The sequence below is a fragment of the Dyadobacter sp. CY345 genome, from assembly GCF_021502725.1.
GTDB lineage: Bacteria > Bacteroidota > Bacteroidia > Cytophagales > Spirosomataceae > Dyadobacter.
On sequence record NZ_JAKFFS010000001.1, the window covers coordinates 1,591,848 to 1,618,628 of the forward strand.

A 26,781-nucleotide genomic window follows, 5' to 3' on the forward strand; every position below is an offset into this window, starting at 1 on the left:
AATTGTCAAGTTTAAAATTTACTTCATCATGAAACATGAAACAGGTAGCATACCAAGAACAGGTAGTTGTTCCGGGAGCCATTCTTTCAGAAAAATTAGGATGCTCGAACGATACCCTATCGGACAATTTCAAAAATAATGAGAGTCGCTACATTGAAGGGGTTCATTATTTCGTATTGCAAGGAGAGGAGCTAAAAGCCTTTCGTTTGAGACCGGAAAATTTCTGGTTGCAAATTTCGCCGAAAACACGACGCTTAATTTTATGGACCGAAAAGGGTGCATTTAATCACGTAAAAAGTTTAGGAACTGATCAGGCCTGGGATGCGTTTCAGCAGTTAGTTGACACTTACTTTCGGCTGAGGATGGTTGTGGAAGTGTTATCGGATATAAAATCGCAAGAACAGAAGATATTTTCAGATGAAGAGGTGAAACACGCTTCGGAGTTGCTTTTGCAAACCAAAGAGGTAATTGAGATAATCGTTTTTGCTAAATTGATCGGATGGGGCCCCAATAAGTTTTTCAAGAAGCTCAGAGAGGACGGTTATCTAATCAAAAGCGGTCAGCGGAAAAACGATCCTATAAGTGCTTACAACGGAAAGTTCTTTAAGCTTAACAAAAAGGAATACAAAAATAAAGTCACGTCGGAAGTTAGGCCATATTATCAAACATATGTAACGCCGGAAGGTCAGATCCACCTTGCCAATAAATATGGAGTTTCGTTTGAGACGAAATTGATCAAGTAAGAATTATCAAAATCTAATCATACATAAATCTGGCTTTACACCAAAAGCCTCAACAGAAAAACTATGTTCAAACAAATTCAAATTCCAGTCATTTTAAGTGACAAAACAAAGCGTCTCCTTGCAGACTACAATCATATCATTCATTCTGATGATGATGGAAAGAAGAAAGTGATTATGCCTGAGATTGAGGAGCTATTAAAGGAGGTGGGAACCGGCGCCGTGATGGCTGGAAAGAAATTGCTATACGATCAGGCGATAACATTCAAGGAGTCAAAGATTGATTACAATGCGGTTGATGAGGACCAATACTTTAATGAAGTAGATGAATACAATGAAAATGCGAGCAAGGCCATACTGTTAGCCGGAGAAATAGCGGAGTTGGCGGGATTTGTGCCTAAGGTGGATGAAAACGATTCGCTTATCGAGGAGTTGCAATTTGCATTGTCGAAAGAATCCATAAAAGCGACCGGTACGATTGAAAGATCCGTATGCGGGATCAGAGATGGCTTCGGTTCAACATATGAAGTGTGTAATTACCTAAGAATAAAGACCGAGAAAGGGGATGAGGTTGTGCTTTTTAGGGAAGATCTTGTTGAACTGTTAAATATAATCCAGACGGTCAACCGTCAAACAGCCGGCAAGTTTACTATCTGACCTGCTATCGGTAATACCGACAGCAGCTTCATTCAACCACAAACTAAAAACCAATGTCATACGAAATCCCTAACGTCGGCGCTATCACTCTGGACAAGTTGGATAGTATAGAGAAGATGCTATCACAATTCATCCAGTCCAAGACCGACAGAAACGGAATGGACGAAGAATCGTTTTTCACCGTGAAAAAGACTGCTGAATTCCTTGATGTATCCGAACCATACGTCTACACGCTTAAAAAGAAACTTCCGCACATAATCCGCGGAGGAAGGTTGTACTTCAAAAAGTCAGATCTTGTTGAATACCTGGAAAAAGGGAGAGTTATTCCTGATCCGAGTAAAAGAAGATCACGCCATTAATCTCGGCACTTGTTGCGAATGTAAAAAGACTAACTACCTTAAAACTTAATCCCATGATCAATTTAACATCTATTTCCGCAGCCGTAGAAGCAGTAAAAGCTAATTTTCAGGAGGTTTGCTCTCGGTCGACGTCATTTTTCTTTGACAATGCTACTGAGTCCCATAAAAGGACGAATCGTGAATACCTATCACAATCGGAAGTGCTGATGGATATGTTGAAAGCAAACAAGCAGGGCGAAAACCTGCTTACTAAGTTATCCGAATTTCGACACGCCGTTGAGCGCCTAAAATCCGGTGATTTAGTCAATGCGACGGTTGGGTATGATGTCAATATCAATGATGTCAACTTTGACCCTTACTTATTTCTCGGCGCCCTTCTTCACCAGTCACTATCCGACGAGGGATTACCTCAGGAGTATGAGGAATACTGGGAGTTTGCCACTGCTATCCGCAATTTAAAAGTTAATGAATGTCTATCCAAGTATACAGACTTTATAGAGCATGCAAGAGCGATGGTTTTATTGAAAAGACCTTTCGACGAAATACTTGCAATGATTACGCTATAAATTCAGAAACGTATAAACACCATAGTTTTAATTTTTCATCAATAAACAATTTAAAAATGCAAGCTCAAACAATCAAATTAAACATTTCAAACCAGGCACTTTACAAGACACATTTCGCCGGAAGACCTGATGAGGAAAGACTTTCAGCCGCAATTGAAATGACCGAACTGGTAAACGCAGCATTTGCTCATTACTACGCGACAAAAATATTCGCAAATCTTCCTGACAATAAAAAGCTGGCTGTATCTTTCATCAATGAGTCGATTCTAGCTCTCAATCTTGGACTTGTAAGTAACTCTAATGGAGCTGATGAGGATTGTGCTGATTTGGAAATTCCCTATCGTCTACACAGCTCTTTGGATAGCACCTACGAATATTTGCAGGCGAATAAAATCATTACCCGTGTAATTTCATCCTACCTCAGCAGCTCGCATGCGATGGGCTCTAATTATGATCAGGAAGATGATAATCTTTACATGACGTTGGAATTTTACCAGGACATCTTTATGCAATGTTGGCTTCAAAATCCTATTGTTCAGCATAATCTACTTCAAACGCTAAAACCGTCACAGTTTAATTCTGATCGTGGACATTCGGTTGAGGGCGATAATACGGCCGAGAATGGCGATGATGTGTCACCTTTGTCTTGAATTACTTTGACGGAATAACCGTTTAACCTGAACAACATGGCAAAAGGAAAATACTATTTCCAGCATGATTATGACGCGCTAAATGACCCCAAAATCATCGCTATGAGAGATCGGTATGGGATGGAAGGGTATGGCCTTTATTGGGCGATAGTTGAAATGCTCCACGCCACTGAAGGCAATAAGTTACCAATGAAAGATTATCAATTCATAGCAATTGCTAAGCAAACCGAAGCATTTGCTAAGCAAAAAGAAGCAAATTTAGAGTTGATCAAAAACTACTTGACAACATGCATCGATTCGTACGAATTGTTCAGTTCTGATGGTGTCTTTTTTTGGTGCGACAGGGTGCTGAGGAATATGAAAAAGATGGCCGATATTTCTGAAAAGCGCAGAGAATCAGGGAGATTGGGCGGGTTAAGTAAAAATGGCGAAGCAAATGCTAAGCAAAATGAAGCAAACAGAAGCAAAATAAAAGATACTAAAGTATCTAAAAGAAATATAAATATAGTTTTTGATGTGTTTTGGGATTTGTATGGAAAGAAGGTTGGTAAGCCCAAAGCCGCTTCCTTGTGGGATAAATTAACAGATCAGGAAAGAAGCTTGGTAATCGAAAGAATACCAAGTTACCTTAAAACTCTCAACCCTGAGGACAATGGTAAATTTCAGGCACATCCGGCAACCTACCTCAACGGACGGAGATGGGAAGATGAATTGCAATCAAACGTTGCGGTTGCCTACGATGAGCCAGAAAGGCCCCGCAGATATCTTAACGATCCTGATCTAATGAAGTAATTGATTTCATGAGTGGAAATACGAAGTGCAGTTCAAAATGTGTACCGATTGGCGATAAACCCGCAAACCTGAAAGATGGCGTGCTCTATGCAGTTGAATGTAAGGTTTGCGGATATCATATTCTTTTCTGGAAGCCTCAAAGAAAACTCAGGCCTAAATTCTACGAATCGGTTATGATTGGAGAGCAAAAGCCCTTAAAACTGAATTTCACAATACACCCAAGTTTTCTCCAATCAGCAAGAGATTATGGTCATTTACTGAAAGTGCCCAACCCAGTACCAACAGTAAGCCGTGATGAATCCTTCGAAAGTCTTTATGAGATGCTGGGAGATGGAGAAATAACCTTAGACGAATTTAATAAAATGAGCATGATCATTACTAGAATACATCAATAAACTATGGAAATAATAAACCCACCTCACGACAAGGACCTTGAAAGGGATGTTGTCTGTTCTAGTTAATAGTCCGATAAAAATCGAGACAGTTGATGAAATCCTTTATTCTGACTGTTTCTACGACGACGATTACCGATTCCTCTTCGACACTGTTATGGAGATTTATAATACTGGTCAGCAGATTACTCAAAGCGCTATAATCAACAAGGTGGTTGCGTCGGTGCGCAAGGATATTCTAGCTACCTATCAAATGATGAAGAAATATTACACATCCGACACCCTTTTATGGCAGAATTCAATGCTTCTGTCTGACCTGGCGATTAAAAGAGCTTTATTGAATAGTTCTCTTCAAATGCAGGCCCTGGTAAAAGCTAACGACCCGATAGAGAAGTTCGAAACGCTGGCAAATGCTATTGCTGATATTACTAATACCCGAAACCGTCCGATAGTTGGCAATACAATTTCTGACTCCATCAATGAAATGGAATTTTTAATGGATAGAAAGCTCGTGAAAGGATTGTCAGGTATTGATACCGGTGTAGCAGATATTAACAGCGTTACAAGTGGATGGCAAATTGATGACACCGTCGTGATTGCTGGACGTCCAGGAATGGGGAAAACTCTGGTTGCTGTTTGCCATGCTTACGGAGCAGCAGCCGCAGGAGTTCCGGTAGCTATCATTTCACTCGAAATGGCAAAAGCAAAATTGACCAGTAGAATTTATTCAAATCTGTTCAGTATCCCTTCCAGTGATATCACAAAAGGAAAGCTATCGGAAAATGAAAAACGAATTGTCCGGGAGAAACGAAAAGTGGTTGAGAAGCTTCCTATTTACTACTACGATTACGGAGAGTCATCCGATATCAACGATATTAGTTTGACTATGCGAGCCTGGAAAAGGAAGTACGGCATTGGCCTGATAATAATCGATTACATTCAATTAATGACCGATAGAGAGGTTAAATTCTCAGTAGATGACACAAAGGTTGTAACAAGTGTTCAAAAGAAGCTGACGAGGCTAAAAGGCACCTTGAAAGTGCCAATCATTGAACTTGCTCAATTATCTAGGAATTTAGATGATAGAAAAGATAAGCGGCCAATACTTTCAGATCTTAAAAACTCGTCCCAAATTGAGCAAGATGCTACCATTGTAGTTTTCCTTTACAGGCAGGATTATTACGATGAGCTTACTTGCGAAGCGGCTGGAACTAGCTTTGTCCCGACAAACAAACTTGAATATATATTAGCGAAGAATAGAGAAGGTGGGTTAGGTCCCATCTCACTAAAAGCAGATATGGCTCTGAATAGATTATATTCTGGATATGGTAAACCCGGATTTTAATCTTGCTGGTCCAATGAACATGCCGATATTCGTAAACGTATTAATCTCTACGTTTACGAATATCGGCTCCGTTTTATTTATTCTTTCAAGTACTAGATTTTCTGTTTTGGTTTATTTACTTTTGATATTATAAATACTTCATCAATGATTCTGGTAGTAACAACTACTTATCTACCGATAGCGTCAGCTCTCGATAGATTGTATTTATTGCCAGTTATGGTGGATCCAGTGAATAAACAGATTCACGCGTCATAAACTATAAATCGAATGATAAGAGGAAAATTACCCACAGAAAGAAATCTTGTGCCGAGACTACCGTCTATCCAGAATTCAGGAATTCTATCCAGGTTAAAGCCTGGGGAAAAAGTCCTATTGGAATTGGAGGTTGTTACGTCTGAATCAGTGGCAAACTCATACGTTGACTTTGTATCACTGAGTACCGATGTTAATTTCTCTGGTATGTTTAAAGCCAAGACAGTTGCAATTGGTTCAGGTGTGGAAGGATCATCAATAAAATCCAAGGTTTTTAAGAGACCGCCTAAATTGCCATCAAATGTGATAAAAGAGTTTGATTTGTGGGCCGACGAGGGCAATGTACCAATGAACGTAAGTTTTGACCGTCGCGCTTTAATGAATTGTTTTAAAGAGAGGGTTCCTGAATTCGCAGATGAAATACAGCTATCCCATGTCTGCTCACTCTTAACCAGCTTTGCGAATCGTATTGGCTATCATCATAATTCTAAGATACATGGTAAGAATGCCTATTCTTTGTTGACGAGTCAATAAGTTTGCCCAATTGGATCAATAACAGTAAAATAAAAAAAAAAGAACCCCGAAACCGAGATTCTTTAATGACTTACCCTCCTCTACATAATTAATGCAGTGAGGTAAAGATAGGATAAATTAGTGATTAACACCCATTAGTATAGATTGTTTCATTTGATCAATTATCACTGGTTGAAGACATTCGAAACAATCAACTTCCATAGTTTTTCCAGTGATTGTGTTTATGGTGTATTTATCATCATCCGACTTTTCGATCAATACAGAAGGAAAAATATCAGGAGAACCGGACATATAATTATCGAAAGCGCCAGTACCTTGAATGTGATATGAAGCACGAAGCCCAATATCCGACAGTTCGAGTTTTATTGCACGCTTCGGAGATCTTTGAAGTAGGAACTTATGAAACAATCGGTCATTGTGATCAACGCCGGAACCATTTTCTTTATCAGGCCACTCAGCTTTGAATGCATCTGACAATTGATAATACAAATCTTTCATATTGTTAATATTATTAGTTTCGCAATAAACAAATGACAAGTGTTAAGTGGTTCATAAATAGAGTATTACAAGTAGGTGTCTTCTGGGTTAAATCGATCTAACCTATTCAAATGGAACGGGATAGCATGTTAATAAATTAATTATTTTATCAAAATAAATATATGAGTGACGATAGAATGTACCACAGTATCACTCAGATCCTTGGGGGAAGATCATTGAAATACCATTACAGAGAATCACCTAATCACTTCATCTAAAAATAGAATACAAATGGGAAACAGCGAGAATTTAGAGAACGGAACAACTGAGAATGTATGTATGTACAACAGCAAAGGTTTAGATTTACTAAGCCTACGGATGTGCAGCGTATATAGGTGTCAGTTATCAGGTAACGTAATGCTGATAACATCGATTGAAAGATCAGTTACAACCAATGAAGTGAAGATAATTGGTTTATATTATCACAAAGGAAGTTATGCTGTTGTTGATATCTATGACGGGCAGTTGATGGAGGTCGGACCTGAATCGACTTCGGTTAATCAAAAAAAGGCCACTGGTTTGAGTGCAGCCTATGATACTAACGCAGTAATAGTCTATTAACTAACTTCCTTGAAGTAGTAGTAATTCTACATCTGGAAGTCGAAAGGGAGGGGTAGGTCAAAAGTCTAAATCATGACTTTTTGGCAACCGCCTGTCCAAACAGGCTCGTAACAAGTCAAAATTAGAAACAAATTCCCCGAACGAAAATGGGACAAGGTAGAAATCCAAAAGCAACGGAGCTTTTAAAGAAACAGGGTACATTCCGAGAGGATCGCCACGGAGATCGAGTGCATATAGAAAATGCCCTTACGATATCTCCAAGCAACTTTTTGACAGCCAAAGAAAAGAAAATCTGGGAAAAGTGGTATCAGGTTTTACAAGAAAACAATATCCTTAAAGAGACTGACGAGGTAGCCTTCGGCCTACTTTGTAAGACATTTAATCGCGTGGAAATTCTATCAAAAGAATTCAAAAAAACGGACGATTATATTTACTCTTATACATCTGATGTTGGGGCAAAAGTTGTAAAGACACATCCAAAATATGCCGTCTTGGTTGAGTCTGAAAAAAATCTATTAAAATTATTAACAGAGTTCGGTATGACGCCGGCCAGCCGCAATAAGGTCAAAATGGCTTTGGATAAGGGGGTAGATCCATTCGCCGAACTCGAAAATATGGATAGTTAATGTTAAACCCTTTGCAGAAAGCTTATGACTATGCCGCTGATGTTCGGTCAGGGAAAAAAGTTGTTGGTGGGTATGTTAAATTATCAGTTGAAAGATTTTATAAAGACTTAGAGAATGCCACGGAAAAAGGATTTGTGTTTAATGAGAAGGCTGCTCAGAAGGCCTTGTCTTTCTTCGAAATGCTTTGCTTTACGAAGGGTAAATGGATGGGAAAGCCATTCGAATTGCAGCCTTGGCAATGCTTTATTGTAGCCAATGTTTTTGGCTGGAAAGTTGAGAGCACCGGATTACGGCGATTTACAGAAGCTTATGTAGAAATTCCGAAGAAATGTGGAAAAACGGAGCTAGCCGCTGGGATAGGTTTGTATATGTTGATGATGGACGGAGAGAAAGGTGCTGATGTTTATGCAGCAGCTTACACACGAGACCAGGCAAATATATGCTTTAAGGGAGCCAAGACGATGGCCAGTAAATCTCCATCTATAAAAAGTAGGTTAAAGGTCTTAGCCCATAATCTTTATTATCCTAAACTTGAAGGAGGAATGTCGGCTGTTTCTCACGATGCTGACAATACAGAGGGAAAGCATGCTCACTGTGTAGTTTTTGATGAATATCACGTCCATAAAACGGATGATGTTAAGACTTCCCTCCGTTCGGGGATGGCCGCAAGAGACCAGCCATTATTTTTTATTATTACCACAGCCGGTTCCAATAAACAAGGGCCGTGTTATAAATATCGAAAAGGCTGTATCGATACTCTAAAAGGATATCAAAAACAAGATCGGGTATTCTCAATAATTTACAGTCTTGATGAGGGGGATGATTGGGAAAATCCTACCATGTGGGAAAAAGCTAATCCGAACTACGGAGTTTCTGTTCGTCCGGATTTCTTACAGGGGGAATATGAAGGCGCGAAATCTAATGGACGTGCGGAGGTAGAATTTAAGACAAAGCACTTGAATCTGTGGGTTGATTCAGATGTGACTTGGATTCCTTCGAAAACTTGGGACTTGTTGGCGAAACCTGACTTTAAACCTCCCCGCGAATCTGTGTGTTACGGTGGTATTGATTTGGGTCAAAAAAGTGATATTTCGGCATTTGCTCTTTACTTTCCAGAGTATAAATTCCTGCGGGTCAAGTACTACGTAGCCGAAGAAGCTGCGGAATACGCAGCTAGGAGCGGTATTGACTATAAAGACTGGATTGAGAATGGATTTTTATGTGCGACACCGGGCAAAACGACAGATTATGAGTACATGATTGATGAAGTTGCTGAGGCATGTGATGAATGGAGTGTCAACTTTATTGGAATGGATTCTTGGGGCTCTCAGCTTTTTTGGGATAAACTAACAGACATACTTGGCACCCACTATACTTTGACTAAAAAGGAAGATGGAACGATCAAATGGGAATATCAACCCAGGCTGCAAAGTTTTAGGCAAGGATTCAAATCTTTAAGTCCGCCTACAAACCTCTTTGAAGAGCTCGTTATAAATGGGAATATCGTTCATGACGGTAATCCAGTTACCGGATGGATGTTGGGAAATGTTGCACTGGACAAGGATTCAAACGATAATATAAAGCCGAACAAAGCTAAGAGTAAAGATAAAATCGATGGCATTATTGCCGCGATTATGGCATTAGCTCAGTCTTCTGAATGGAATGATCTCCGCAAGCACACCAGTGAAGTCCACGTTTACTAAATTAATCATCGACTATGAAAATCGCTAACAACCAACTTCAGCTAAAAAAAACCACCTTCATTGACCTGTTTTTAAAGATGGATCCGGAAGGAAAAAACTTGCGACGGACGTTCGACAGAATTGAGAGTATTTGTATCGAACACGACATTGAAAACTATTACAACACTTTTGAGTCTTTCAAAACAGCTTTTCACAGCGGCAGAATTGCGAGAGTGGGAAATTAAGGGTACTGATAGTACCGAACTTGTGATTTCAAATTTGGAAATTGCATCAAACATTGAGCAACTTGGCAAACTGGTTAAAGAACGTTCTCACACGTTCCAAATCACCTTTACAGACTAATATTGAAGAAAGATCCATCACCACCACGCCGGCGATGGATGCAGCTACTTTTTTGCTCAAACAATATGGACTGGAAAGCTTGTCTGCTAATGTTACGGCCAGAAATGCAATGGGCATATCTACATTTTTTGGATGTGTAAAACACATATCAAATGTGATGGCGTCAATACCGTATACAGTATACCGTGACAGTGGTGCTGAGGGTAGTGAAAAATATTATGACCATCCAGCCTACTACACATTAAGCACACGATTCAATGAAAATATGTCATCTTTCATTGCTAGAAGAGCGCTGATAACAAACTGGCTTGTTTATGGATGGGCAGTCGCAGAAATAAGACGCGACCTATTTCGGAATGTCGTATCGATCATTCCATATGCATCCCAAGACGTGACAATATTGCATGATGATGAGACTGATAGGTATTTCTTTCAAATTCCAAGCAAAAGAAAAAACCTATCTCAGGATGATGTTATTTTTCTGCGAGATCTAAGTTTTGATGGGAATGTTGGGCATTCAATCATTAACTGGCAGTGTCAAACAATTAAAATAGATCTTCTCGCTAAGGAATTTGCTCAAAAATATTACGAAAAGGGAACCTTCATGGGGGGGATGCTCGAAACTCCGGATGCAGGTAATGATGCAGAGAAGGCAAAGATTTATAAGCAAAGAATTATAGAATCATTACAGGGTGCAGATGGGGGAGGCTTTGGATTTACTGTGTTGGGGCCGGGCGTAAAGTGGCATAATGTGGGCAGGCCACCAGTGGAATCTCAATTGATGGAGCTTTTTAGCAAATCATCCAGTGATGTAGCTCAAATGTTCAATTTACCGCTTTCGATGATAGGCGACACTTCGGGAGATACAAGCTGGGGCACTGGTGTAGAGCAAATGTTTATTCGCGTAACAAATACCGTATATGCTCCAATCGCTACCCAGATCGAACAAGAATTTAATTATAAATGCTTCCGGAAGGACGAAATATTAGCAGGAATATTTACCCGCCATTTATTTAAGTCATTTCTTAGAGGTGATCTAAAATCCCAGGGCGAGTATTATGCGAAAATGGTAACCAATGGGATATATACCATTGATGAGGTACGCGGTTTCGATGACATGAAACCGCTTCCAGGGGGAGTCGGCGCACGCTCGTACATACAAGGCGCGATGATGCCGCTGGATATAATTGATGTAGTAAGATTATCCGAAAATAATAAAAATGGTACAGGAAAAGAGAGTACTTCCACAGAATCATAGCGAGGTAAGGGCAGTTCAAAGCACAGATGGAATTTGGCATATTCCAGGGAAAGGAATTGTATTTAACCAACGCTCACGTAAACTCGGATTCTTTTATGAAATTATCGATCCGAAAGCGCTGGACGGCGCAAATATGAGTGATGCGATATCGTGCTTTAATCACGATATGAATCATATTCTGGGAAATGTAAGAAACAAGACCACAAGCTTCACCGTAACTGCTGAGGCTATGGAGTACGATACTTTGCCACCTGATAATCAGACTACCAAGGATATTGTTATTGCACCTATTTTAAGAGGCGATGTGACTGGCAGCTCCTTTATGTTCAGTGTTGCTGAGCGAGGCGGAGATGAGTGGGTTGAAGAGCCTAACGGTGATATTATCCGCTATGTACGCAAGATTGATGTAGTCTATGAATGGGGGCCAGTTTCAATGCCGGCATATCTAACAACTTCTACTGATGTTGCCAAGCGATCTTTCGATTATTTCATAAATGAGAATAAAAAACAAGAATTACAGCTAAGGTCCACCTTCGCAAAAATGCAGTTGGAACTATACCGATAAACAAATTACACTTCATCAACAATCAAAATGGCAAAAAAGACACTTAAAGACTTGCTGGACGAGCGCGCGCTAAAGTTCGCAGCCGCTGAGGAAGCTCAGAAAGTTGGGGAAACCGAAAATCGGAACCTAACCACTGATGAATACAATAAATTCTCCGGACTGATGGAAGAGGTTCGTGCATTGGATAAACAGATTGCTCAGGAAAGAAGTTTAGAAGATTTCGCCCGAGCGCGTGCTGCAAGTGTCGGATCAGGATCGGAAGGTAATCGTGATTCTTCGGCTGCTGACGAGCGTGATTTTTCAAAATACAGTTTGAATAGAGCTCTGCTTGCCAGACTTGACAACCGATCATTAGACGGGGTAGAAGCGGAAGTTCAAAAAATTGCTGAGGCTCGCGCAAAGGAAGACGGTATCGTGCTAAGTGGCAACGGTATTGTAGTTTTAGATTCGGTTTTGCAAAAACGAGGACAAACAGTCACACTGCAAACTGCAAATCCCGGTGATCAGGGTGGCGTAACTGTTCCGAAAGATGTACGAGGAGTTTTAGAGGTTCTTCAGGCCAATACATTCTTGGATAAAGTAGGTGCAAGGTTTATGACCGGATTGAGCGGCGATCTTGAATTTCCTGTGCAAGATACTGTCCCTCTGATTCAAGAATTGACAGAGATTGAAAAAATGAATAAGTCTGAAATTCTTTTCAGTACTATTAGTCTTAAACCAAGCCGCAGAGGAACAACAGTTCCTATTTCTCGTCAGTTATTGATCCAGTCGTCAATTGATATGCAGAATTTTGTAATCAATGCAATTGGTGAGGCTTTATCTCAGAAAATGAATGCAGAAGCAGTTGCGATCTTGTTGACATACATCACGTCGGCCAACGGCAATTTGTTGGCACTGGGTACAAATGGCGCGCTACCCGACTATGAGGATATCGTTGCTCTTGAAGCACTTGTTGAAGGGTATAACCACGATCGCGGGAATCCTGCATACTTAACTAATTCGAAGGTTAAAGCAATCCTGAAAACTACTCAGATTTTCACAGGAACTAGCGGCGCACCGGTTTGGGACACGACGGGTCAGCTGAATGGCCATAAAGCCGTAATATCGAACGTAGTGCCATCAACACTTACCAAAGGAACAGGAACCAATTTGTCCCCAATTTTCTTCGGAAATTTCTCAGACTTCCTGGTTGGGATGTGGGGTGGAACTGAGTACGTTGTTGACCCGTACACTCGTAAGGAAGAGGCACTAATTGAAGTTACTGCCAATGCATTCTGGGGTATGCGACCTGCCAGAGTAAAATCGTTCGCAGGTATTAAGGACGCAATTACAACTCGCCCTTAATTTTTAATTGATTTTTTAATCGGAGCGATTCGTCGCTCCACATCATACTAAAAAATGGAAAAGCCAGAAATCAAAGCAGAGACAGCAGCCTTCAAAACGCAGCAAATCGAAATCATTAAATTTCATCCTCTTGTAGCTCACGAGGTCGGTGAGCAGCCGATTGTTCGCGAAGAAACCGCGAAGGACCTGATTGAAAGAAAATTTGCCAAAGCAATCAAATAAAAAATTGAAATCACTCCCCTTCATAACTGAAAAGTATACGCACGATATCGTTACTCTCCGACAAGCTCGAGAATGGCTTCGTATGGATATTCCGGGCTATGATGGGGAGGATTCAGTTATCTTGATGGCCATAGAATCAGCGGTTAGCTGGGTTGAAACTTATTGTAATCTATCCTTAGGGATTTCAGACTATGAGTGGAACACTGATTGCCTCCCTAATTCATTTAACGACGTCTTTTATATACAAAGCATTACTTCAATTGATTACCGAGGAGAGAGTGGATATTTAGGTGTTAATTCCAATAACTATGAGTTGATCCAGGTTAGCAAACGCCGATCTGAAATTGAATGGTTCAATACTCAAATCTCCTCTAATCGATACAAAATTAAATTCAAGGCTGGATTTCCAGATGGTCAGGTGCCAGCCGTTTTGCTTGATGCAATTAGGGCGAGAATAGCTGAAAGATTTGAAAATCGAGGTGATGGTGTATCTGAAAAGAAAACCCTATCCGAAAAATTAGCAGACCAATTCAAAATACCATATGCCGGATAATAGATTGCTTTCAAGTAAGATGGATCGTAGGGTTGAATTTTCAAAGCCTTCTGCCTCAGCGGATGCTTATAATGAAAATACTGATTTTGAAGTCGTTTATTCTAATTTCCCAGCACACAGAAAAGATAGTTCATCAAGTCAAGATGAAAGCGAAGACATTAATTTAATCCGCGGAGAAGCGAGAGTTGAATGGGTAATAAGATTTCTACCCAACCTTAATATCGCTACGAATTGGAAGCTTAAAGATTTGCATGATGGACAGACTTATGAGGTAACGGCTCCGCCAACTGAAATAGGGCGTCGTCAAGAAATCCGGATCGTCACAAAACTGATTCAGTAATGAAAGTTACCATTAACACCGATGATTTGAAAAAGCTGGAAACGGCTATGGGTAAGTATGCGATGATCATGCCTACTCAAAAAGCAAATTCAGCTCTTCGGAAGGCTTCTCAGCCTATGTTTCGCGCAGCTCAAGCGGAAGTTCCGGTTGGGAAAATGGGGCGTGAAAGAATCAGTTTAAAAAAGCGTGGAGTTAACGCCAATGCATATAGGCAAGGCGGTGCAACAAAGAGAGATCTCCGGATAAAAGTTGTAAAGGCCGAACCGGGAGAGGTGTCACGTGTATTGGTAGGCGTTAGTAAAAGAAGTAGCAAAGTTGGATGGAGAACTCCATTCATTACCAAGGGTACAAAGGTTCGTAAAACGAAAAAGGGATACAACCGGGGATCGGTCAAAGCCAATAACTTTTTAGGCCGCGCCTTTGACAGTACAATCGACTTTGTAAGAGCAGATTTTCAGAAAGCATACAGAGAATCATTCGTTGCATGGGCCAGATCAACCTGGCCACAAATAGGAGTTTAATGATTACCAGATCTGTCATACAGCTTTTGCTAGCCAATTCAGCATTAACCGCAATTGTGGGCGACCGGGTAAGGCCGAATGTAATTAAGCCAAAAGAAATTTTCCCTGCGATTTGGGTAAGCTCATAAGAGATGCAAAGTATGCCGTGTGATAACAATAACGGTGTATACAGCGGAACGATAGAAATTGGTGTTTACGCTGTGGAATACGGCAAATGCGTACAAATAATGGATCTGGTAAGGTCAATATTAAATAATTTCTCTGGGATGGTTGGCAACGTAGGAATATCATTCCAACGAGGACAGGAAACAGCCGACGATTACGATGAGACGGGGACAATGAGTATTAAAGTCATTGAATTCGAAGCATACGCGCAAATAAAATAACACTTCATCAATAAATAAATATGGCTACTGCAAGAGTTCAAGAAGCCGTCTTGTCCAACGAGGTAAACCTTTTTGTGAACAAAGGCACAACAGCGTCACCCAACTTTGTTATGGTTGGATGTGCTACATCAAAAGATTACGGGCTTGCGATCAATACGATCACACTTAACTGTGATAACGGAAAGATTAAGATTGCTCCGGAAGAGCCTGATTTTGACTTACAGCTGACGGGATTTGTATTTCAGTATGCAACTGCCAACGTTGCTGCAAATGTTTCAGCTCGCGAATTCGAAGAGTGGGCAAGTGAATTTCCTCAGGCTCCTCGGGAATATAAGCTGGCAGGAAGACACACAGGTGATTTAGTTCGCGAATTTGAAGCGGTTATTGCTTCTTTCCGTGAAACTGGATCTAATGGCGAGGCTCGTACGTACTCAGTAAGCTTCCAGATTTCAGGTACTCCTGAATTGAGCGATCAAGCGTAATTAAAACCTTCATAACCATCCCTGGTAAATCGGGGATGGCATAAATCGAATACTTATGAATGATAAAGGATTTTCGGAAACTTCGGTTTCTCTAAAACTTGGTGAGGTTGATTACCAGGTCAACTTTGGAATATTAGCCCGCCGCCGCATTGAGGAATCTCATCCAGGCTTTAATATAATTGGAACAACCATGCCTGATTTTGAGGTGATCCCATTTCTGATACAAAACGGGATTGATCCAAAATTGCGACAGTGGAAAGATGAAGAAGAATTTCTCAATCTGTACGAAAACTGCAAAGATGAGAATGGATTGCAATTAATTCCATTGGCCTACCAAAATGCTTTGGGGTTTACCAATCAGCGTTTCGATCTATGGGTGCAGAGAGCGACCGAAATGCTGAATCAAGCGGAAACACAGAAAAATTAGAAAAGCCGATTGATTGGAGGCAATGGTGGAAAGATGCCGGCGCTATGGGAATCCAACCTTCCGAGCTTAACGACCTTACTCCCTATGAGTTCAATCTAATGCGCGAAGGATACCATAAAAATATGGAGAGCCTTTGGGATATCGCAAAATTCCAAGCATGGGTAGTATATGCCAGCGGATGCTCAGCGGCTGGGCAGACTCCTAAACCTATTGATCAGTGGCTCGAAAAGTCGCCCGATGTGCCAAGCAACACGCCTCGCGAACAAGAAATTGATGCAGACTACAAAGCCGAAATGGAGGCTAAAATGAATATCAGAAAATGACTAATGTAGCCGGTGCGAATATAAGACTTGGCGGGGATGAAACGGGGCTTATTAAAAGTCTTGATAACGCACGTCAAAGATTTTCACTTTTTACCAAGGAAATAAACTCAAATTTTATCCAAGCCTATAAAAAGGCTGATGCTGAACAAAAAGTGTTCAGAGGCGGACTAACCCGTTTAGGAGATGAGTTTGTTAATCTCGGCAAGAAAATGGCACTGGTGGGCACATTGCCCGCACTATTTGCGGCGGGTAAAGCTTACAAAGATTACGCGGATATACAGCGAATGGAAAAAGGGTTGGCTCTGTATGGGTCAACCCTTGATGATGTTCGAAGACTGGCTAAGGAACCAAATATTGGGGTTTTTGATGGTGCTAAAACACTCATAGGGTTAAGAGCGACTAAAATAGAGGCTGGTTTAGCTGAGCGAGCGATTAAATCATTTGCAAATGCCATTGCCGCATCTGGCGGTAACGCTGCTGATCTTGAACCGGCCCTACTTAACCTTAAACAATTCAAATCAACTCAAAATATAAATCAGGTTGATTTAAGGCAGCTTTCGTCAAGAATTCCACAGGCTATGGATATCATCCAAAAGCAATTTGGTGCGATTGACCCTGAGAAGCTTAATAAGATCGGAATTGACAAGTTCATTGAAGGCTTTGTTTCCGGACTTGAAAAAATACCGAAAGTTGCAGGCGGAGCCGGTGTCGCTATGGAGCAAGTGGCAGACAGTTTTACTTTTTTCTCAGGTACTATTGGGGAAGGTATTGAAAAAGCTTTTAATACATCCAGCAAAATAACTGCAATTGGTCAGCTCTTAGATAATCTTTCTACAAATTTCAGGACATTAAATCCAGAGGCTCAAAAAGCGATTCTGCTTTTTGGTGGGATGGCTGTGGTTATTCCGCCATTAACCGTTGCGGTTGGTACATTGATTAAACTGTGGCCTTTGTTGTCAGTCGGATTTGCTGGCATATCATGGCCGGTTGTTGCAATTGTGGCAACGGCTACTGCAATATCAGGGTTAATTGCGCTTTTGCCTCTTCTTAATAATCAGACTGCCGAAACCGCGGATCAACTTGATAAGGTTGCTAGTTTTAAAGATAAGCTAGGCCCGCTGATGGCTCGCTACGAAGAGCTAACCGCAAAGGCAAAACTTAGCGGGAATGAACAGCGCGAACTCAAAAAAGTTACAGAGGATATCGCTAAGGCTGTTCCTGGCGCCGCATCATCCTTTGATAAGTATGGGAATGCGGTTGATATAAATATTAACAAAGTCCGCACGTTCATAGGCGAACAACGGAAGTTATTGGAGATAATGCAGCGAACTCAGAAGGAAGCGGCATTATCATCTATTGGATCTAGTAGAAGCAGAATTGCGGGCATATCCAGGCAGCTCGGCGAAGGCATTACTTATGAAACCTCATCAAACGGGGTTGCTGTGAGGCGCCCACTCTCAGAGAATGAAAAAGAGGTTATGCGGAAGCAAATCACTGATTTACAGGCAGAGATACAGAGAAGCCGAAAAGAATTGCAAAATGCGGAAGGTATTGACAGTATTGCCGATCGAAGAAAGCAAAGAAGTTCTATTGTTGAAGAATTAAATGCAATTCCCCCTGCGGCAGATGCGGCTGGCAAATCTTTAAAAAGCGCATTTGATCCAGCTAGTAAAAAGGAATATCAAAAAATTCTTTCCGAGGAAAAGAAGGATCTCGAAGACATAAGGGACATCGCCGCTAGTATCAAAGCAATCAGCGGATCCGGAAACAGTGCCGGCATGTTGTCTAATTTGTTGGGCGATGGGTCTGGCAAGTTTCAATCTTCTTTGGCTGGTAAAAAATCAGCTGACGCATTAAAGGGTCGTGCAGGAGAAATATCGGGCATTGCTAATATAGGAGGCGCCCCAGCTCCCGGGACTAAGGAGGCGATTGGAGATCAAATGAGTTCATCGCTCGATAATTTAAGAAACAAATACGAAGATTCTATATCAGCCACTGCGAAACTTAACAGTGAACTTCAAGGAGCTTTCAAAGAAACGGGGGTAAATGTGGCAACTGGCTTCGGTGAAATGTTGGGAGACTTAGCTAGTGGGGTTGGTGGGGTTGAGACATTCAGTCAAAGACTTCTGGGCGCTCTTGGAAATATGCTCAAAGAAATGGGTAAGGCTTTGATTGTTGCTGGTATCGGCGGGTCTGCACTTAAAAAGCTAATGTCGGTACCCGCTCTTGCAATTCCTGCCGGTATTGCCATGGTTGCAATTGGTCAAACGCTAACCAACAGCATGAGTAAGAGTATGGCTACCGCCTCTCGGACAAAATTAGCCAACGGTGGTGCCATTTATGGACCAACAAATGCAATAGTCGGAGAATATCCAGGCGCGGCAAATAACCCTGAGCTCGTGGCGCCATACTCCAAGGTTCACGACTCATTCAAGAAAATAGCAAAAGAAACCATGGGTGTTGGTGGTGGGAATGTATTCATTCCTGAAATGAAACTTCGAGGGGAAGATATGTACATCCAATTTAAAAGAGTAGAGCAACGTAATAAAGCCCTCGGCATAATATAATGGTATACGGATTAAAATATTTTGCGAGATACAAGTCAGATGATGGCAAAGTAAAAGAACTTCGGTTTTCGAAGGCTGATTATTCAGGTCCAATAACTGAATGGTTTGTCACACATGCCAATGTTGAAAAAAGCCAGGGCTCGTCAGATTCTTTATTTAAAGAAACCATTGTTACTTCACAAAAACGCCTGGGATTATTTTTTAAGGAACGTTATGACTTAACCGAATTTGTTTACGACCGCAAAACGTTCTTTCTGGAAGTTGTAATTATTGATACAAATAAAATTGAGTGGAGTGGATGGGTTGAACCATGGGATGCAGCTCATGCGTATTCCAAGCCGCCACACCTTGTAAGCTTGACGGCAAGTTGCGGACTTGCGCACCTTTCAAAAAAAAAATATGTAAACTCAGATTCTTCTTTTAAGAAAACAGGACTGGTTATTATTCAGGAGTGTTTGGCAATAATGGGCAGTGATCTTCCATTACGTGTTTCTACACATATGATGGAAAATAGCTTTACAGGACCGGCGTTTAACGGGTTGTCATCCTTTGAAGTTAATGTTGCCCGGTATTATAATGACAATGGAGAGGCGCTTTTTTGCGATGTTATCATTAACGATATCCTAAACCATTATAATGCAGAGTTAACCCAGTGGGATAACCGCTGGGTAATCAGGGGTATTGTTGATCATGCAACAGGGGATGAGGTTAGTTATATCGAGTATGCAAAGGATGGTAGTTCTCTACCGACGACAACGCCGTGGCCTCAAACTTTCATTGTCAATGATACCGATGCTTTCACAGTTGATGGAGCCCAAGAACGAGTATTAGCGCCAATCACAAAATACCGGACCGAAGTTGACCTTGGAACGCAAAATCCATTTTTTGAAAATGGGAATATGTTTCTTTGGAGCTCTTCGGGATTAGTAGGGTGGGACTTCACGCACATGCCAAACGGAAACCCGGGCTGGGAAAGATATTATCTCGGCGGTGAAGGAGTAACAGCTTCAATTTTAAAGATCAATGGCAAATCTCCTGAACCGTACCGTAAGAAAAAGAAGAAGCCATGGTTTAAAATTATCGTTCTAATAGCAACGGGGGCCAATCCACTTGGTGCCCAAATACTTGCTGCAAGAAATAAATATACCGAACTCGAACCAGCTCAATGGGTAGAAAGTTCGGCGGGGAAAATTGTTAAAGGTGATAAGAACTTAACAGTCTCCTTTGATTATGAAACGGCTCCAAATTCGAGCGATGTTCTTATTTCCATCAGGCTGCATAGTTCATGGAAATCCGACGCACCTGACCGCTGGTTAAACTTCGGTGTAGGAGATACTGAAACCCAAGAGGAATTCCATTTAATCCGCGTGCCTCCGGTTGATCGAGAAGGCCTTATTTATGTGGGGAATCTGGATGTTTCAGGCAATCCGAATTACCCCAATGGCACTACGCCTAACTGGACCTATATCGTTACCGGAGTGCCTGCAGGCCAGGTGAGAAAAGTCGGAGGGGCGAACGGTGTTATTGTTGAAAATGGAGACCTCGTAATATCTCGTATTGCCAACACTGGCGGCTCACAGGCAGCAACGGGTAAAAACTGGAATGTTATCAATGTTAGAAACAATACTAAGAAAGGAACGTATGAAGTTACCATCCCGGTAGATAGGAACAATCTTGTAAGTTCCAGATTTATCAATGATCCAGCAATTTATGACACTGTACTTGTACGGTTTTATAAAATTGCGATCGGTGATAATAAAAGCGGAGACTGGTACAAAGTTTACAATCTTCGTGGAACTGTTGAAGGGTTTGTCCCTACTGCGGAATCTTCGAGATACGCCACTACGCTTGAACGTGGCGCGCCAACAGAGGAAGAGGCGGAAACTATTAATCTCATTACCGGAGATTACAATCCCTGGTTTACCGGATCTCTAACAAAACCTGGTTCGAATGAGAATACAAAATCCTGGAAACGAAGAACGGCGCTAAGTGAAAGTCTTAGTATTTACCGCGCTATGATGCTAGATAGGCTCTGCCTAACAAGTAGACCGCTAAGAGTGATTGAAGGTGAGATATTGATCACGGGCAATACTCCCGAAATATCTTATCTACATACACTGGTATTGGCTGACAAAGGGAATATGCGTCTGAAAATCACCCGTTTTTCTTACAATGATATAACGCGTGTTGCTAAAATAACAGCTGTTGAAGTTAGATATGAAGAGATACCGTCTGAGGAGCTCCGACAAGATTCATACATTCCAGGGCAAGGCACATTAAATTTAATACCAGGACAAGGAGACGGATACTACCCAAGCAAATCTGACAGTACGAATGGCCGGATAAGTGCCGAAGATGTAGCACTTACAAATGAAGAGCTGGAAGAGATTGCTTTGAACAATGGCCGGCAAGGTGCCATGTTCGTTGATATTGATCCATTAACGTATGTCGTTGCAGAAGAAAGTACAGAGGTTATTAATTTACTGGATTTTATCAACCAACTTTTCACTGAGCAAAATGAGGATCAGGAAGAAGAGGATATGTTTGATCCGGAAACTCTGATACTGTCTGTTGTCGACAAGCCGACCTGGGTTAGTGAAGTTCTTTTCGATAAACTGGAAGTGACGGCCACGGCCTTGGCCCCAAAGGTCGGAGACTATTATCTTACGCTCACAGCGTATGATGAGGAGTCTGAAACTAAGATTGAATTCAGAGTGCCCATTCTGGTTGAGGAAAACGAAGAATTCATCGAAGCATGGCCGCCAGTCTTCGACCCGCCATTACCTACTCTATTCTTCGAAGTAGGAAAACAGACGACAGATGGTTTTGTAATCATGGATTACATGCCGGAAGACTTGGTGTATGAGCACCTTACTTACCGGATCATGGGGAAACCTGAGTGGGTTTCTGATCAGTCTGTTGTTTTTGGTGAAGTTTCGGTAACAGGAAAACCGGTTAAAATCGAAACGCGGTATCTGACGCTTGAAATGACAGACGCCATAGGCAGAATACATGTTGAGGAGATAACGCTTGCCTGCATCAAGAAAACCGTACTTAAACATAATCTTCTTGATCGTGGTGTGGATGGCCCGGGTGTACTTGGTGTTATTCCGGGATCATTTGAGAATCCGGGCAAAATAGATATTGAATCTGTTGTTACCGGTTTTCATGATAAGGTCGAAAGATCACTTGTTGGCGGCGGGCCTTCCGGGGATGCGGTAAATGAAACTAAGGTTATTTCTGTAACAGAAACAAATCTTGGTACATACCTGATGTTTCCGGATACGGACGGGATTGACACAGAGGTCGGGCAGTACAAATATATTCTCAGGTCGTTACGCGGAACACGCCTTGTTACAGAGGATGTAATACCATTTACGCTTTATGATGACGAATATCTTTCAAAGCTTTCTGCTGAGCTGTGGGATTCGACAAAAGATGAGGTTATAGGCGTTATTGATCCAAGCGGTAAGAGTGCATTTAAAAAGCCTGTCAGCTTTGATCCGAAAATTATTGTTTCAGAGCTGCCTCACACTAAAATAACGCTTACGTATTCAAAAGACGGCGTTCAGGTTCTTGTTAAAGAGATTCCTGTCACGCCGGCCGCCGAGGAAGGCGAATATAATCTGTTTGATGAGATCGTTCCTGCCGAATCTGGCAAGTATGACCTTCTGATCGATATTGAAAACGCTGGTGTTCCCGTCTATCAGCGTCTTGCTACCTGGACAATCATACCAGCAGAGGTTTTACCTGGTCCCGGAATTCAACTCGTAACAGCGCGCGATAATTCAATCAACTTTGATGTTTTAGAGGATCTTCCTCTGAATAACACAGAGGTTGATATTCCGGATAACTACAATTTCAATATACTACTACCGGTTGATGAAGGCGGCGCGCTTATTGACTTTGACGAAAAGCAGGATCTTTTCTTTGATACAACGTCAGGATCTGCGGTTGAGGTTGACTTGTTTTTGTATACCAACCTGCCACAAGTTGTAAAGTATGCTGAGGGAGAAGATAAGGCTGAAACGCTTTTGTTTGGAAACCTTACATCTTTGGATCTTGGCAAGCTGCACCGCGCGCCTTCCAAAGTCCGGGTAAAAGTTATTTACCGTAAAGCTGGGGTAGTTGTCGCCATTCAGCAGGCAGATGTTTCTTTCCGTGTTCCGCTTGGACCTGAGGATTATTCAGGGCTTCGGTTTATTTCGATTAAGCAAAGCGGCGGTATTGGCATTACTGTCATTGACGCAAATATGCCAAAACAGGGGCGTAGTTATGTGTTGCCCTTACCTGAATTTTGGAGCGCTTCGGCTCGCAGCTTCAATGGCGAGTTGTTTAATGCCGTAAAAATAGAATTGTCGAAGGATGGAATATGGCTTCGAACTGTGGCAAATCCTGATTGTGTTACTTATTTTGAGCACACAGAGATTGTTACAGAGCTTCCATCCGATGATATGGCCTACGTTGTAGGTACTAATATAGACGGCATCCGGTTTCTGCGCAGCATTGCGGACGGAACGTTAATACCAATTGATGACCTTGGTGAATTTGTTGTAAAAGCAACATTTTATCTGAATTCTGTTGAGATTGGTGTAGTGCAGTCTGAATTCACGTTGACAGATGAAGAACCGGAAGATCTCGAATATGAGCCAGTAGATTTCCAGGCGATATTTGATGAACTATTCGGGTTAAAGACAACGGATGATCTGCCAGAGGGCGAAGAAAATCTTTATTTTGAAGAAATCCGGGTGCTTGACACGATTCTTGTCGGTCTTCCTACCGGAGTTAATTCTCCAATTGTAGAGGGGACTTCGGTATTGCAAGCATTCGCCGACCTGCAAAAACAGATTGACATGCTGGTTACGGGCGGCGGTGGTCGGTATGTATCACTTAATCCAATCCTTGGATACGCAAGTGATACAATGGCAAGCTTTAATCTGGCATCAGTTATTAATTCAAGTCAGTTCTATGTTACAAACCTGATTGACGGGCCTTTTGCAAATAATGGATTTGTAAGCACAGTATCCCGAAACGGATCATCCCATTTTCAAACCGTAGGATCCGAAACAGTTGAAGATTCTTTCTGGTGGAGAAGAAAGTCAGGCGGATCGACCGGTGCCTGGTATAGGGGTGCAAGTCAATCCTGGACGAATGTAAATTACATGTCTTATGTAAACTTCCCTTCTTATTTTTCGTCTTTTTTTATAACCGCATTCAACCTTAAAAGGCCAGATATTGAAGCGTGGGTAAGAGCTACGCCTTTGACTGGGTATGCAATCGGAACAAACGCAGCATTATCGCCAACCGATACGGTGCTATCCGCATTCGGGAAACTGGAAGCAAAAATTAACGCAACCGGATATTCTGGAACGTTAAATTATTATGCGAAATATACGTCTGCCGGATTGGGAATTGGGTTGATGTACGATAGCGGTACGCGCGTTGGTATTGGGACATCTTCACCAGGCGGACGACTGCATGTGTCTGGTGCGGAATCTGGCACGGGTACTGCTGCATCTTTGCTTCTTAGCAACACTTCTGCAATCGGATCAAATGTCTGGTATGTAAATGCAAACGGCCCTGGATATTCCGGTTTTTTAGACGGCGGTTTTTCTCTTTCGGATAATACCAATTTCCGCTTTACAATAACCAGGACGGGCTTAGTTGGTATCGGGCTTGGATCTGTCGCTGCGTCTGAATTATTGCATGTTGGCGGTAATATTCGAACTTCGCTATCTTTCATAAGTGACCGCACCTCTGGCGCGCCAATGGTCGTTAATTCAACGTCGCTGGTGTCGAATTTTAACTCTGATTACCTGGATTCACAGCATGGAGCTTATTATCTTGATAGGGTAAATCATACCGGCATGCAGGCCATCAGCACGATAACCGGACTGCAAGCCGCATTGGACGCAAAAAGCCCTGCACTAACCGGGACGGGGCTAGTTAAGTCAACGGGTGGGGTAATCTCCTACATTACTGACAACTCGGCAAACTGGAACACTGCTTTCGGATGGGGGAATCATGCCGGACTATATTATTCAAAGGCCTATATTGATGCCTTGGATATGGTTCCTGGATTTAGGATAATCTCCGCTGGAACTGGATTATTAGGGGGAGGTAACCTGTATGCAGATAGAAGCTTTTCGGTTCTTTACGGCACATCATCTGGCACTTCGGCGCAAGGAAATGATAGTAGAATACTGAACGGTCAAACTGCATTTACATGGGGGAATCATGCACTTGCGGGCTATGCTTTAAGTGCGGCAATATCGGGCACTGCTGGTCAGATTATGAAGTTTGGGACTTCAACGACAGCGGTTAACAGTATCATGGCCGAAACCTCAGGAAGGATCACAACATCCGGAACCCATGCCGCAGTTAACTTTGAAAGTAATGCAGCGCCGAACGCTGTTACAGCCTATGGGTATGCCTGGAAAAACGGAACTACTGCAAGGTGGGAGTTATCTAAACTCGGTGCAGAGAGTAGTGGTAACGCAGGCTCTGATATGTACTTTTCCAGATTTGCTGATAATGGTGCATTTCTTGGGAATATTTTTTCAATAACAAGATCAAGTGGATTATTGACATTCTCCCAGGTGGTGGCCGGCGTTAATCCAACAGCATCAAACCATTTGTTGACACTCGGGTATGCAGATGGAAGATATGCACCAATAAGTCACACGCATACTTTTGCCTCCCTTACCAGCAAGCCAACCGATCTGGCAGGGTATGGTATAACTGATGCGTATAACAAGACATACATTGATGCGATAGACAGAGTGCCTGGAAATAGAATCATAAGTGCAGGGACCGGACTTTCGGGCGGAGGCAACTTGTATGCAGACCGTTCATTTGCTGTAATTTATGGAACATCTGCCGGAACTTCCGCGCAGGGGAATGATAGCAGAATCAACAATGGTCAGACTGCATATACATGGGGTGATCACAACGGGCTGTATTACAATAAGGCTTATATTGACGCAATTGACCGTGTTCCTGGTTCGCGTATTATAGCAGCTGGAACAGGTCTTTATGGCGGCGGGAACCTTTATGCAGACCGGACATTATATGTTTTATTTGGTTCAGGATCTGGCGAAGTTGCACAAGGGAACGACTACCGAATAAATAACGGCCAAACTGCTTACTCTTGGGGGAACCACGCAGGCCAATATTTAAGCAACGGTGCGCAGATAACTTTTAATGGCAATACTTACAATTTAAACAGTAATCCAAACATTGGATCAAGTGGAGGCGGAAGTAATTGGAGTGTTTCTGGGAGCGATATATACAGAGCGTCTGGTAATGTTTCAATTGGGCGAACATCAAGTATTGGTAGTGCGCAATTATCTGTGCAAGGTGAAATTTATACGTATTCCCGAGTTTATGCAAGTGGTTTTACTTGCGCCCCTGGCAATATCACCTACTTATACAATACACTAATTGGAGGAGGGGGGTTAGATCCTAGTGCTGCTCTTCAAATAACATCAACAACGCAAGGATTTTTACTACCCAGAATGACAAGAGCGCAAAAGTTGGCAATAGTTAGTCCCGCAGACGGATTGATGGTGTGGCAAACGGACTCCCCGTCCGGCTCAACGGGAGGGGCATATGTAGCAAGCGGAGGTAACTGGCTAAGAATAGATAATGCAACAACACCTTCATAACAAATATCATATTGATATCATTATAGTATCACTTTTAACCGGTCTGGCTTTTAGCTATTCCGGTTTTTGT

At 41.9% G+C, this 26,781-nt stretch carries 27 protein-coding genes; 26 read left to right on the plus strand and 1 reads right to left on the minus strand.

Annotation, left to right across the window (positions count from 1 at the left end; translation table 11 throughout):
• The first annotated feature begins 35 nt into the window (after window positions 1-35).
• The 9 genes from L0657_RS06650 (at window position 36) to L0657_RS06690 (ending at window position 6,287) form a co-directional block, all read left to right on the plus strand.
• Window positions 36-743, plus strand: coding sequence for a phage antirepressor KilAC domain-containing protein (locus L0657_RS06650; protein ID WP_235149634.1), 708 nt, complete (start codon window positions 36-38; stop codon window positions 741-743).
• Between the two features lie 63 nt (window positions 744-806).
• Entirely contained in the window at window positions 807-1,397 is a 591-nt protein-coding gene (locus L0657_RS06655) for a hypothetical protein (protein ID WP_235149635.1), read from the plus strand.
• A 53-nt stretch (window positions 1,398-1,450) separates the two neighbouring features.
• The gene (locus tag L0657_RS06660) at window positions 1,451-1,756 is read left to right on the plus strand and encodes a helix-turn-helix domain-containing protein (protein ID WP_235149636.1); all 306 of its coding nucleotides are present in this window, start codon (window positions 1,451-1,453) and stop codon (window positions 1,754-1,756) included.
• A 53-nt stretch (window positions 1,757-1,809) separates the two neighbouring features.
• On the plus strand, window positions 1,810-2,322 hold the full coding sequence (locus L0657_RS06665; protein ID WP_235149637.1) for a hypothetical protein: 513 nt from the start codon (window positions 1,810-1,812) through the stop codon (window positions 2,320-2,322).
• A 56-nt stretch (window positions 2,323-2,378) separates the two neighbouring features.
• Window positions 2,379-2,972, plus strand: a complete 594-nt coding sequence (locus L0657_RS06670; RefSeq protein ID WP_235149638.1) for a hypothetical protein — start codon at window positions 2,379-2,381, stop codon at window positions 2,970-2,972.
• Between the two features lie 36 nt (window positions 2,973-3,008).
• Window positions 3,009-3,764: a DUF4373 domain-containing protein gene (locus L0657_RS06675; RefSeq protein ID WP_235149639.1), complete on the plus strand. Its 756-nt coding sequence runs from the start codon at window positions 3,009-3,011 to the stop codon at window positions 3,762-3,764.
• A gap of 8 nt (window positions 3,765-3,772) precedes the next feature.
• Window positions 3,773-4,159 carry a hypothetical protein gene (locus tag L0657_RS06680; RefSeq protein ID WP_235149640.1) on the plus strand — a complete coding sequence of 129 codons (387 nt, stop codon included), beginning with the start codon at window positions 3,773-3,775 and terminating at the stop codon, window positions 4,157-4,159.
• 46 nt (window positions 4,160-4,205) lie between these two features.
• Window positions 4,206-5,501 carry a DnaB-like helicase C-terminal domain-containing protein gene (locus L0657_RS06685; protein WP_235149641.1) on the plus strand — a complete coding sequence of 432 codons (1,296 nt, stop codon included), beginning with the start codon at window positions 4,206-4,208 and terminating at the stop codon, window positions 5,499-5,501.
• A gap of 267 nt (window positions 5,502-5,768) precedes the next feature.
• Window positions 5,769-6,287, plus strand: a complete 519-nt coding sequence (locus L0657_RS06690; protein WP_235149642.1) for a hypothetical protein — start codon at window positions 5,769-5,771, stop codon at window positions 6,285-6,287.
• Window positions 6,288-6,404: 117 nt separating this feature from the next.
• On the opposite strand, the gene L0657_RS06695 is transcribed toward L0657_RS06690, so the two are convergent.
• Complete coding sequence (locus L0657_RS06695) at window positions 6,405-6,785, minus strand: hypothetical protein (protein ID WP_235149643.1); 381 nt, start codon at window positions 6,783-6,785, stop codon at window positions 6,405-6,407.
• 270 nt (window positions 6,786-7,055) lie between these two features.
• Between L0657_RS06695 and L0657_RS06700 the strand changes: the two genes are divergently transcribed.
• From L0657_RS06700 to L0657_RS06780, 17 genes are all read left to right on the plus strand, one after another.
• Window positions 7,056-7,385, plus strand: a complete 330-nt coding sequence (locus L0657_RS06700) for a hypothetical protein (RefSeq protein WP_235149644.1) — start codon at window positions 7,056-7,058, stop codon at window positions 7,383-7,385.
• A 146-nt stretch (window positions 7,386-7,531) separates the two neighbouring features.
• On the plus strand, window positions 7,532-8,011 hold the full coding sequence (locus tag L0657_RS06705; protein ID WP_235149645.1) for a phage terminase small subunit P27 family: 480 nt from the start codon (window positions 7,532-7,534) through the stop codon (window positions 8,009-8,011).
• On the plus strand, window positions 8,011-9,714 hold the full coding sequence (locus L0657_RS06710; RefSeq protein WP_235149646.1) for a terminase large subunit: 1,704 nt from the start codon (window positions 8,011-8,013) through the stop codon (window positions 9,712-9,714). Before L0657_RS06705 ends, L0657_RS06710 begins: the two co-directional genes overlap by 1 nt.
• A gap of 14 nt (window positions 9,715-9,728) precedes the next feature.
• The gene (locus tag L0657_RS06715) at window positions 9,729-9,938 is read left to right on the plus strand and encodes a hypothetical protein (protein ID WP_235149647.1); all 210 of its coding nucleotides are present in this window, start codon (window positions 9,729-9,731) and stop codon (window positions 9,936-9,938) included.
• A gap of 62 nt (window positions 9,939-10,000) precedes the next feature.
• Window positions 10,001-11,314 (plus strand): phage portal protein, encoded by a 1,314-nt coding sequence (locus L0657_RS06720; protein ID WP_235149648.1) that lies wholly within the window; start codon window positions 10,001-10,003, stop codon window positions 11,312-11,314.
• Window positions 11,277-11,879, plus strand: coding sequence for an HK97 family phage prohead protease (locus L0657_RS06725; protein ID WP_235149649.1), 603 nt, complete (start codon window positions 11,277-11,279; stop codon window positions 11,877-11,879). Before L0657_RS06720 ends, L0657_RS06725 begins: the two co-directional genes overlap by 38 nt.
• Before the next feature lie 27 nt (window positions 11,880-11,906).
• Window positions 11,907-13,223: a phage major capsid protein gene (locus L0657_RS06730; protein ID WP_235149650.1), complete on the plus strand. Its 1,317-nt coding sequence runs from the start codon at window positions 11,907-11,909 to the stop codon at window positions 13,221-13,223.
• A 54-nt stretch (window positions 13,224-13,277) separates the two neighbouring features.
• Window positions 13,278-13,445, plus strand: coding sequence for a hypothetical protein (locus L0657_RS06735; RefSeq protein WP_235149651.1), 168 nt, complete (start codon window positions 13,278-13,280; stop codon window positions 13,443-13,445).
• Complete coding sequence (locus L0657_RS06740) at window positions 13,414-13,998, plus strand: phage head-tail connector protein (RefSeq protein WP_235149652.1); 585 nt, start codon at window positions 13,414-13,416, stop codon at window positions 13,996-13,998. The genes L0657_RS06735 and L0657_RS06740 overlap by 32 nt, the downstream gene beginning before the upstream one ends.
• A complete protein-coding gene (locus L0657_RS06745) occupies window positions 13,988-14,338 on the plus strand; it encodes a head-tail adaptor protein (RefSeq protein ID WP_235149653.1) in 351 nt (116 codons plus the stop codon). Before L0657_RS06740 ends, L0657_RS06745 begins: the two co-directional genes overlap by 11 nt.
• On the plus strand, window positions 14,338-14,859 hold the full coding sequence (locus tag L0657_RS06750; protein ID WP_235149654.1) for a hypothetical protein: 522 nt from the start codon (window positions 14,338-14,340) through the stop codon (window positions 14,857-14,859). Before L0657_RS06745 ends, L0657_RS06750 begins: the two co-directional genes overlap by 1 nt.
• 140 nt (window positions 14,860-14,999) lie before the next feature.
• Entirely contained in the window at window positions 15,000-15,245 is a 246-nt protein-coding gene (locus L0657_RS06755) for a hypothetical protein (protein WP_235149655.1), read from the plus strand.
• 20 nt (window positions 15,246-15,265) lie between these two features.
• Entirely contained in the window at window positions 15,266-15,727 is a 462-nt protein-coding gene (locus L0657_RS06760) for a hypothetical protein (protein ID WP_235149656.1), read from the plus strand.
• Between the two features lie 55 nt (window positions 15,728-15,782).
• Entirely contained in the window at window positions 15,783-16,154 is a 372-nt protein-coding gene (locus tag L0657_RS06765) for a hypothetical protein (RefSeq protein WP_235149657.1), read from the plus strand.
• Complete coding sequence (locus L0657_RS06770) at window positions 16,100-16,477, plus strand: hypothetical protein (protein WP_235149658.1); 378 nt, start codon at window positions 16,100-16,102, stop codon at window positions 16,475-16,477. The genes L0657_RS06765 and L0657_RS06770 overlap by 55 nt, the downstream gene beginning before the upstream one ends.
• Window positions 16,474-19,044 (plus strand): tape measure protein, encoded by a 2,571-nt coding sequence (locus tag L0657_RS06775; RefSeq protein ID WP_235149659.1) that lies wholly within the window; start codon window positions 16,474-16,476, stop codon window positions 19,042-19,044. Before L0657_RS06770 ends, L0657_RS06775 begins: the two co-directional genes overlap by 4 nt.
• Window positions 19,044-26,711 (plus strand): hypothetical protein, encoded by a 7,668-nt coding sequence (locus L0657_RS06780; RefSeq protein WP_235149660.1) that lies wholly within the window; start codon window positions 19,044-19,046, stop codon window positions 26,709-26,711. Before L0657_RS06775 ends, L0657_RS06780 begins: the two co-directional genes overlap by 1 nt.
• Window positions 26,712-26,781: the final 70 nt, after the last annotated feature.

Excerpts from the sequence above, each read along its gene's own strand:
- L0657_RS06650 (WP_235149634.1), top strand. The coding sequence starts at position 36 with ATGAAACAGGTAGCATACCAAGAACAGGTAGTTGTTCCGGGAGCCATT.
- L0657_RS06655 (WP_235149635.1), top strand. The coding sequence starts at position 807 with ATGTTCAAACAAATTCAAATTCCAGTCATTTTAAGTGACAAAACAAAG.
- L0657_RS06660 (WP_235149636.1), top strand. The coding sequence starts at position 1,451 with ATGTCATACGAAATCCCTAACGTCGGCGCTATCACTCTGGACAAGTTG.
- L0657_RS06665 (WP_235149637.1), top strand. The coding sequence starts at position 1,810 with ATGATCAATTTAACATCTATTTCCGCAGCCGTAGAAGCAGTAAAAGCT.
- L0657_RS06670 (WP_235149638.1), top strand. The coding sequence starts at position 2,379 with ATGCAAGCTCAAACAATCAAATTAAACATTTCAAACCAGGCACTTTAC.
- L0657_RS06675 (WP_235149639.1), top strand. The coding sequence starts at position 3,009 with ATGGCAAAAGGAAAATACTATTTCCAGCATGATTATGACGCGCTAAAT.
- L0657_RS06680 (WP_235149640.1), top strand. The coding sequence starts at position 3,773 with ATGAGTGGAAATACGAAGTGCAGTTCAAAATGTGTACCGATTGGCGAT.
- L0657_RS06685 (WP_235149641.1), top strand. The coding sequence starts at position 4,206 with ATGTTGTCTGTTCTAGTTAATAGTCCGATAAAAATCGAGACAGTTGAT.
- L0657_RS06690 (WP_235149642.1), top strand. The coding sequence starts at position 5,769 with ATGATAAGAGGAAAATTACCCACAGAAAGAAATCTTGTGCCGAGACTA.
- L0657_RS06695 (WP_235149643.1), bottom strand. The coding sequence starts at position 6,785 with ATGAAAGATTTGTATTATCAATTGTCAGATGCATTCAAAGCTGAGTGG.
- L0657_RS06700 (WP_235149644.1), top strand. The coding sequence starts at position 7,056 with ATGGGAAACAGCGAGAATTTAGAGAACGGAACAACTGAGAATGTATGT.
- L0657_RS06705 (WP_235149645.1), top strand. The coding sequence starts at position 7,532 with ATGGGACAAGGTAGAAATCCAAAAGCAACGGAGCTTTTAAAGAAACAG.
- L0657_RS06710 (WP_235149646.1), top strand. The coding sequence starts at position 8,011 with ATGTTAAACCCTTTGCAGAAAGCTTATGACTATGCCGCTGATGTTCGG.
- L0657_RS06715 (WP_235149647.1), top strand. The coding sequence starts at position 9,729 with ATGAAAATCGCTAACAACCAACTTCAGCTAAAAAAAACCACCTTCATT.
- L0657_RS06725 (WP_235149649.1), top strand. The coding sequence starts at position 11,277 with ATGGTACAGGAAAAGAGAGTACTTCCACAGAATCATAGCGAGGTAAGG.
- L0657_RS06730 (WP_235149650.1), top strand. The coding sequence starts at position 11,907 with ATGGCAAAAAAGACACTTAAAGACTTGCTGGACGAGCGCGCGCTAAAG.
- L0657_RS06735 (WP_235149651.1), top strand. The coding sequence starts at position 13,278 with ATGGAAAAGCCAGAAATCAAAGCAGAGACAGCAGCCTTCAAAACGCAG.
- L0657_RS06745 (WP_235149653.1), top strand. The coding sequence starts at position 13,988 with ATGCCGGATAATAGATTGCTTTCAAGTAAGATGGATCGTAGGGTTGAA.
- L0657_RS06750 (WP_235149654.1), top strand. The coding sequence starts at position 14,338 with ATGAAAGTTACCATTAACACCGATGATTTGAAAAAGCTGGAAACGGCT.
- L0657_RS06755 (WP_235149655.1), top strand. The coding sequence starts at position 15,000 with ATGCCGTGTGATAACAATAACGGTGTATACAGCGGAACGATAGAAATT.
- L0657_RS06760 (WP_235149656.1), top strand. The coding sequence starts at position 15,266 with ATGGCTACTGCAAGAGTTCAAGAAGCCGTCTTGTCCAACGAGGTAAAC.
- L0657_RS06765 (WP_235149657.1), top strand. The coding sequence starts at position 15,783 with ATGAATGATAAAGGATTTTCGGAAACTTCGGTTTCTCTAAAACTTGGT.
- L0657_RS06770 (WP_235149658.1), top strand. The coding sequence starts at position 16,100 with ATGGGTGCAGAGAGCGACCGAAATGCTGAATCAAGCGGAAACACAGAA.
- L0657_RS06775 (WP_235149659.1), top strand. The coding sequence starts at position 16,474 with ATGACTAATGTAGCCGGTGCGAATATAAGACTTGGCGGGGATGAAACG.
- L0657_RS06780 (WP_235149660.1), top strand. The coding sequence starts at position 19,044 with ATGGTATACGGATTAAAATATTTTGCGAGATACAAGTCAGATGATGGC.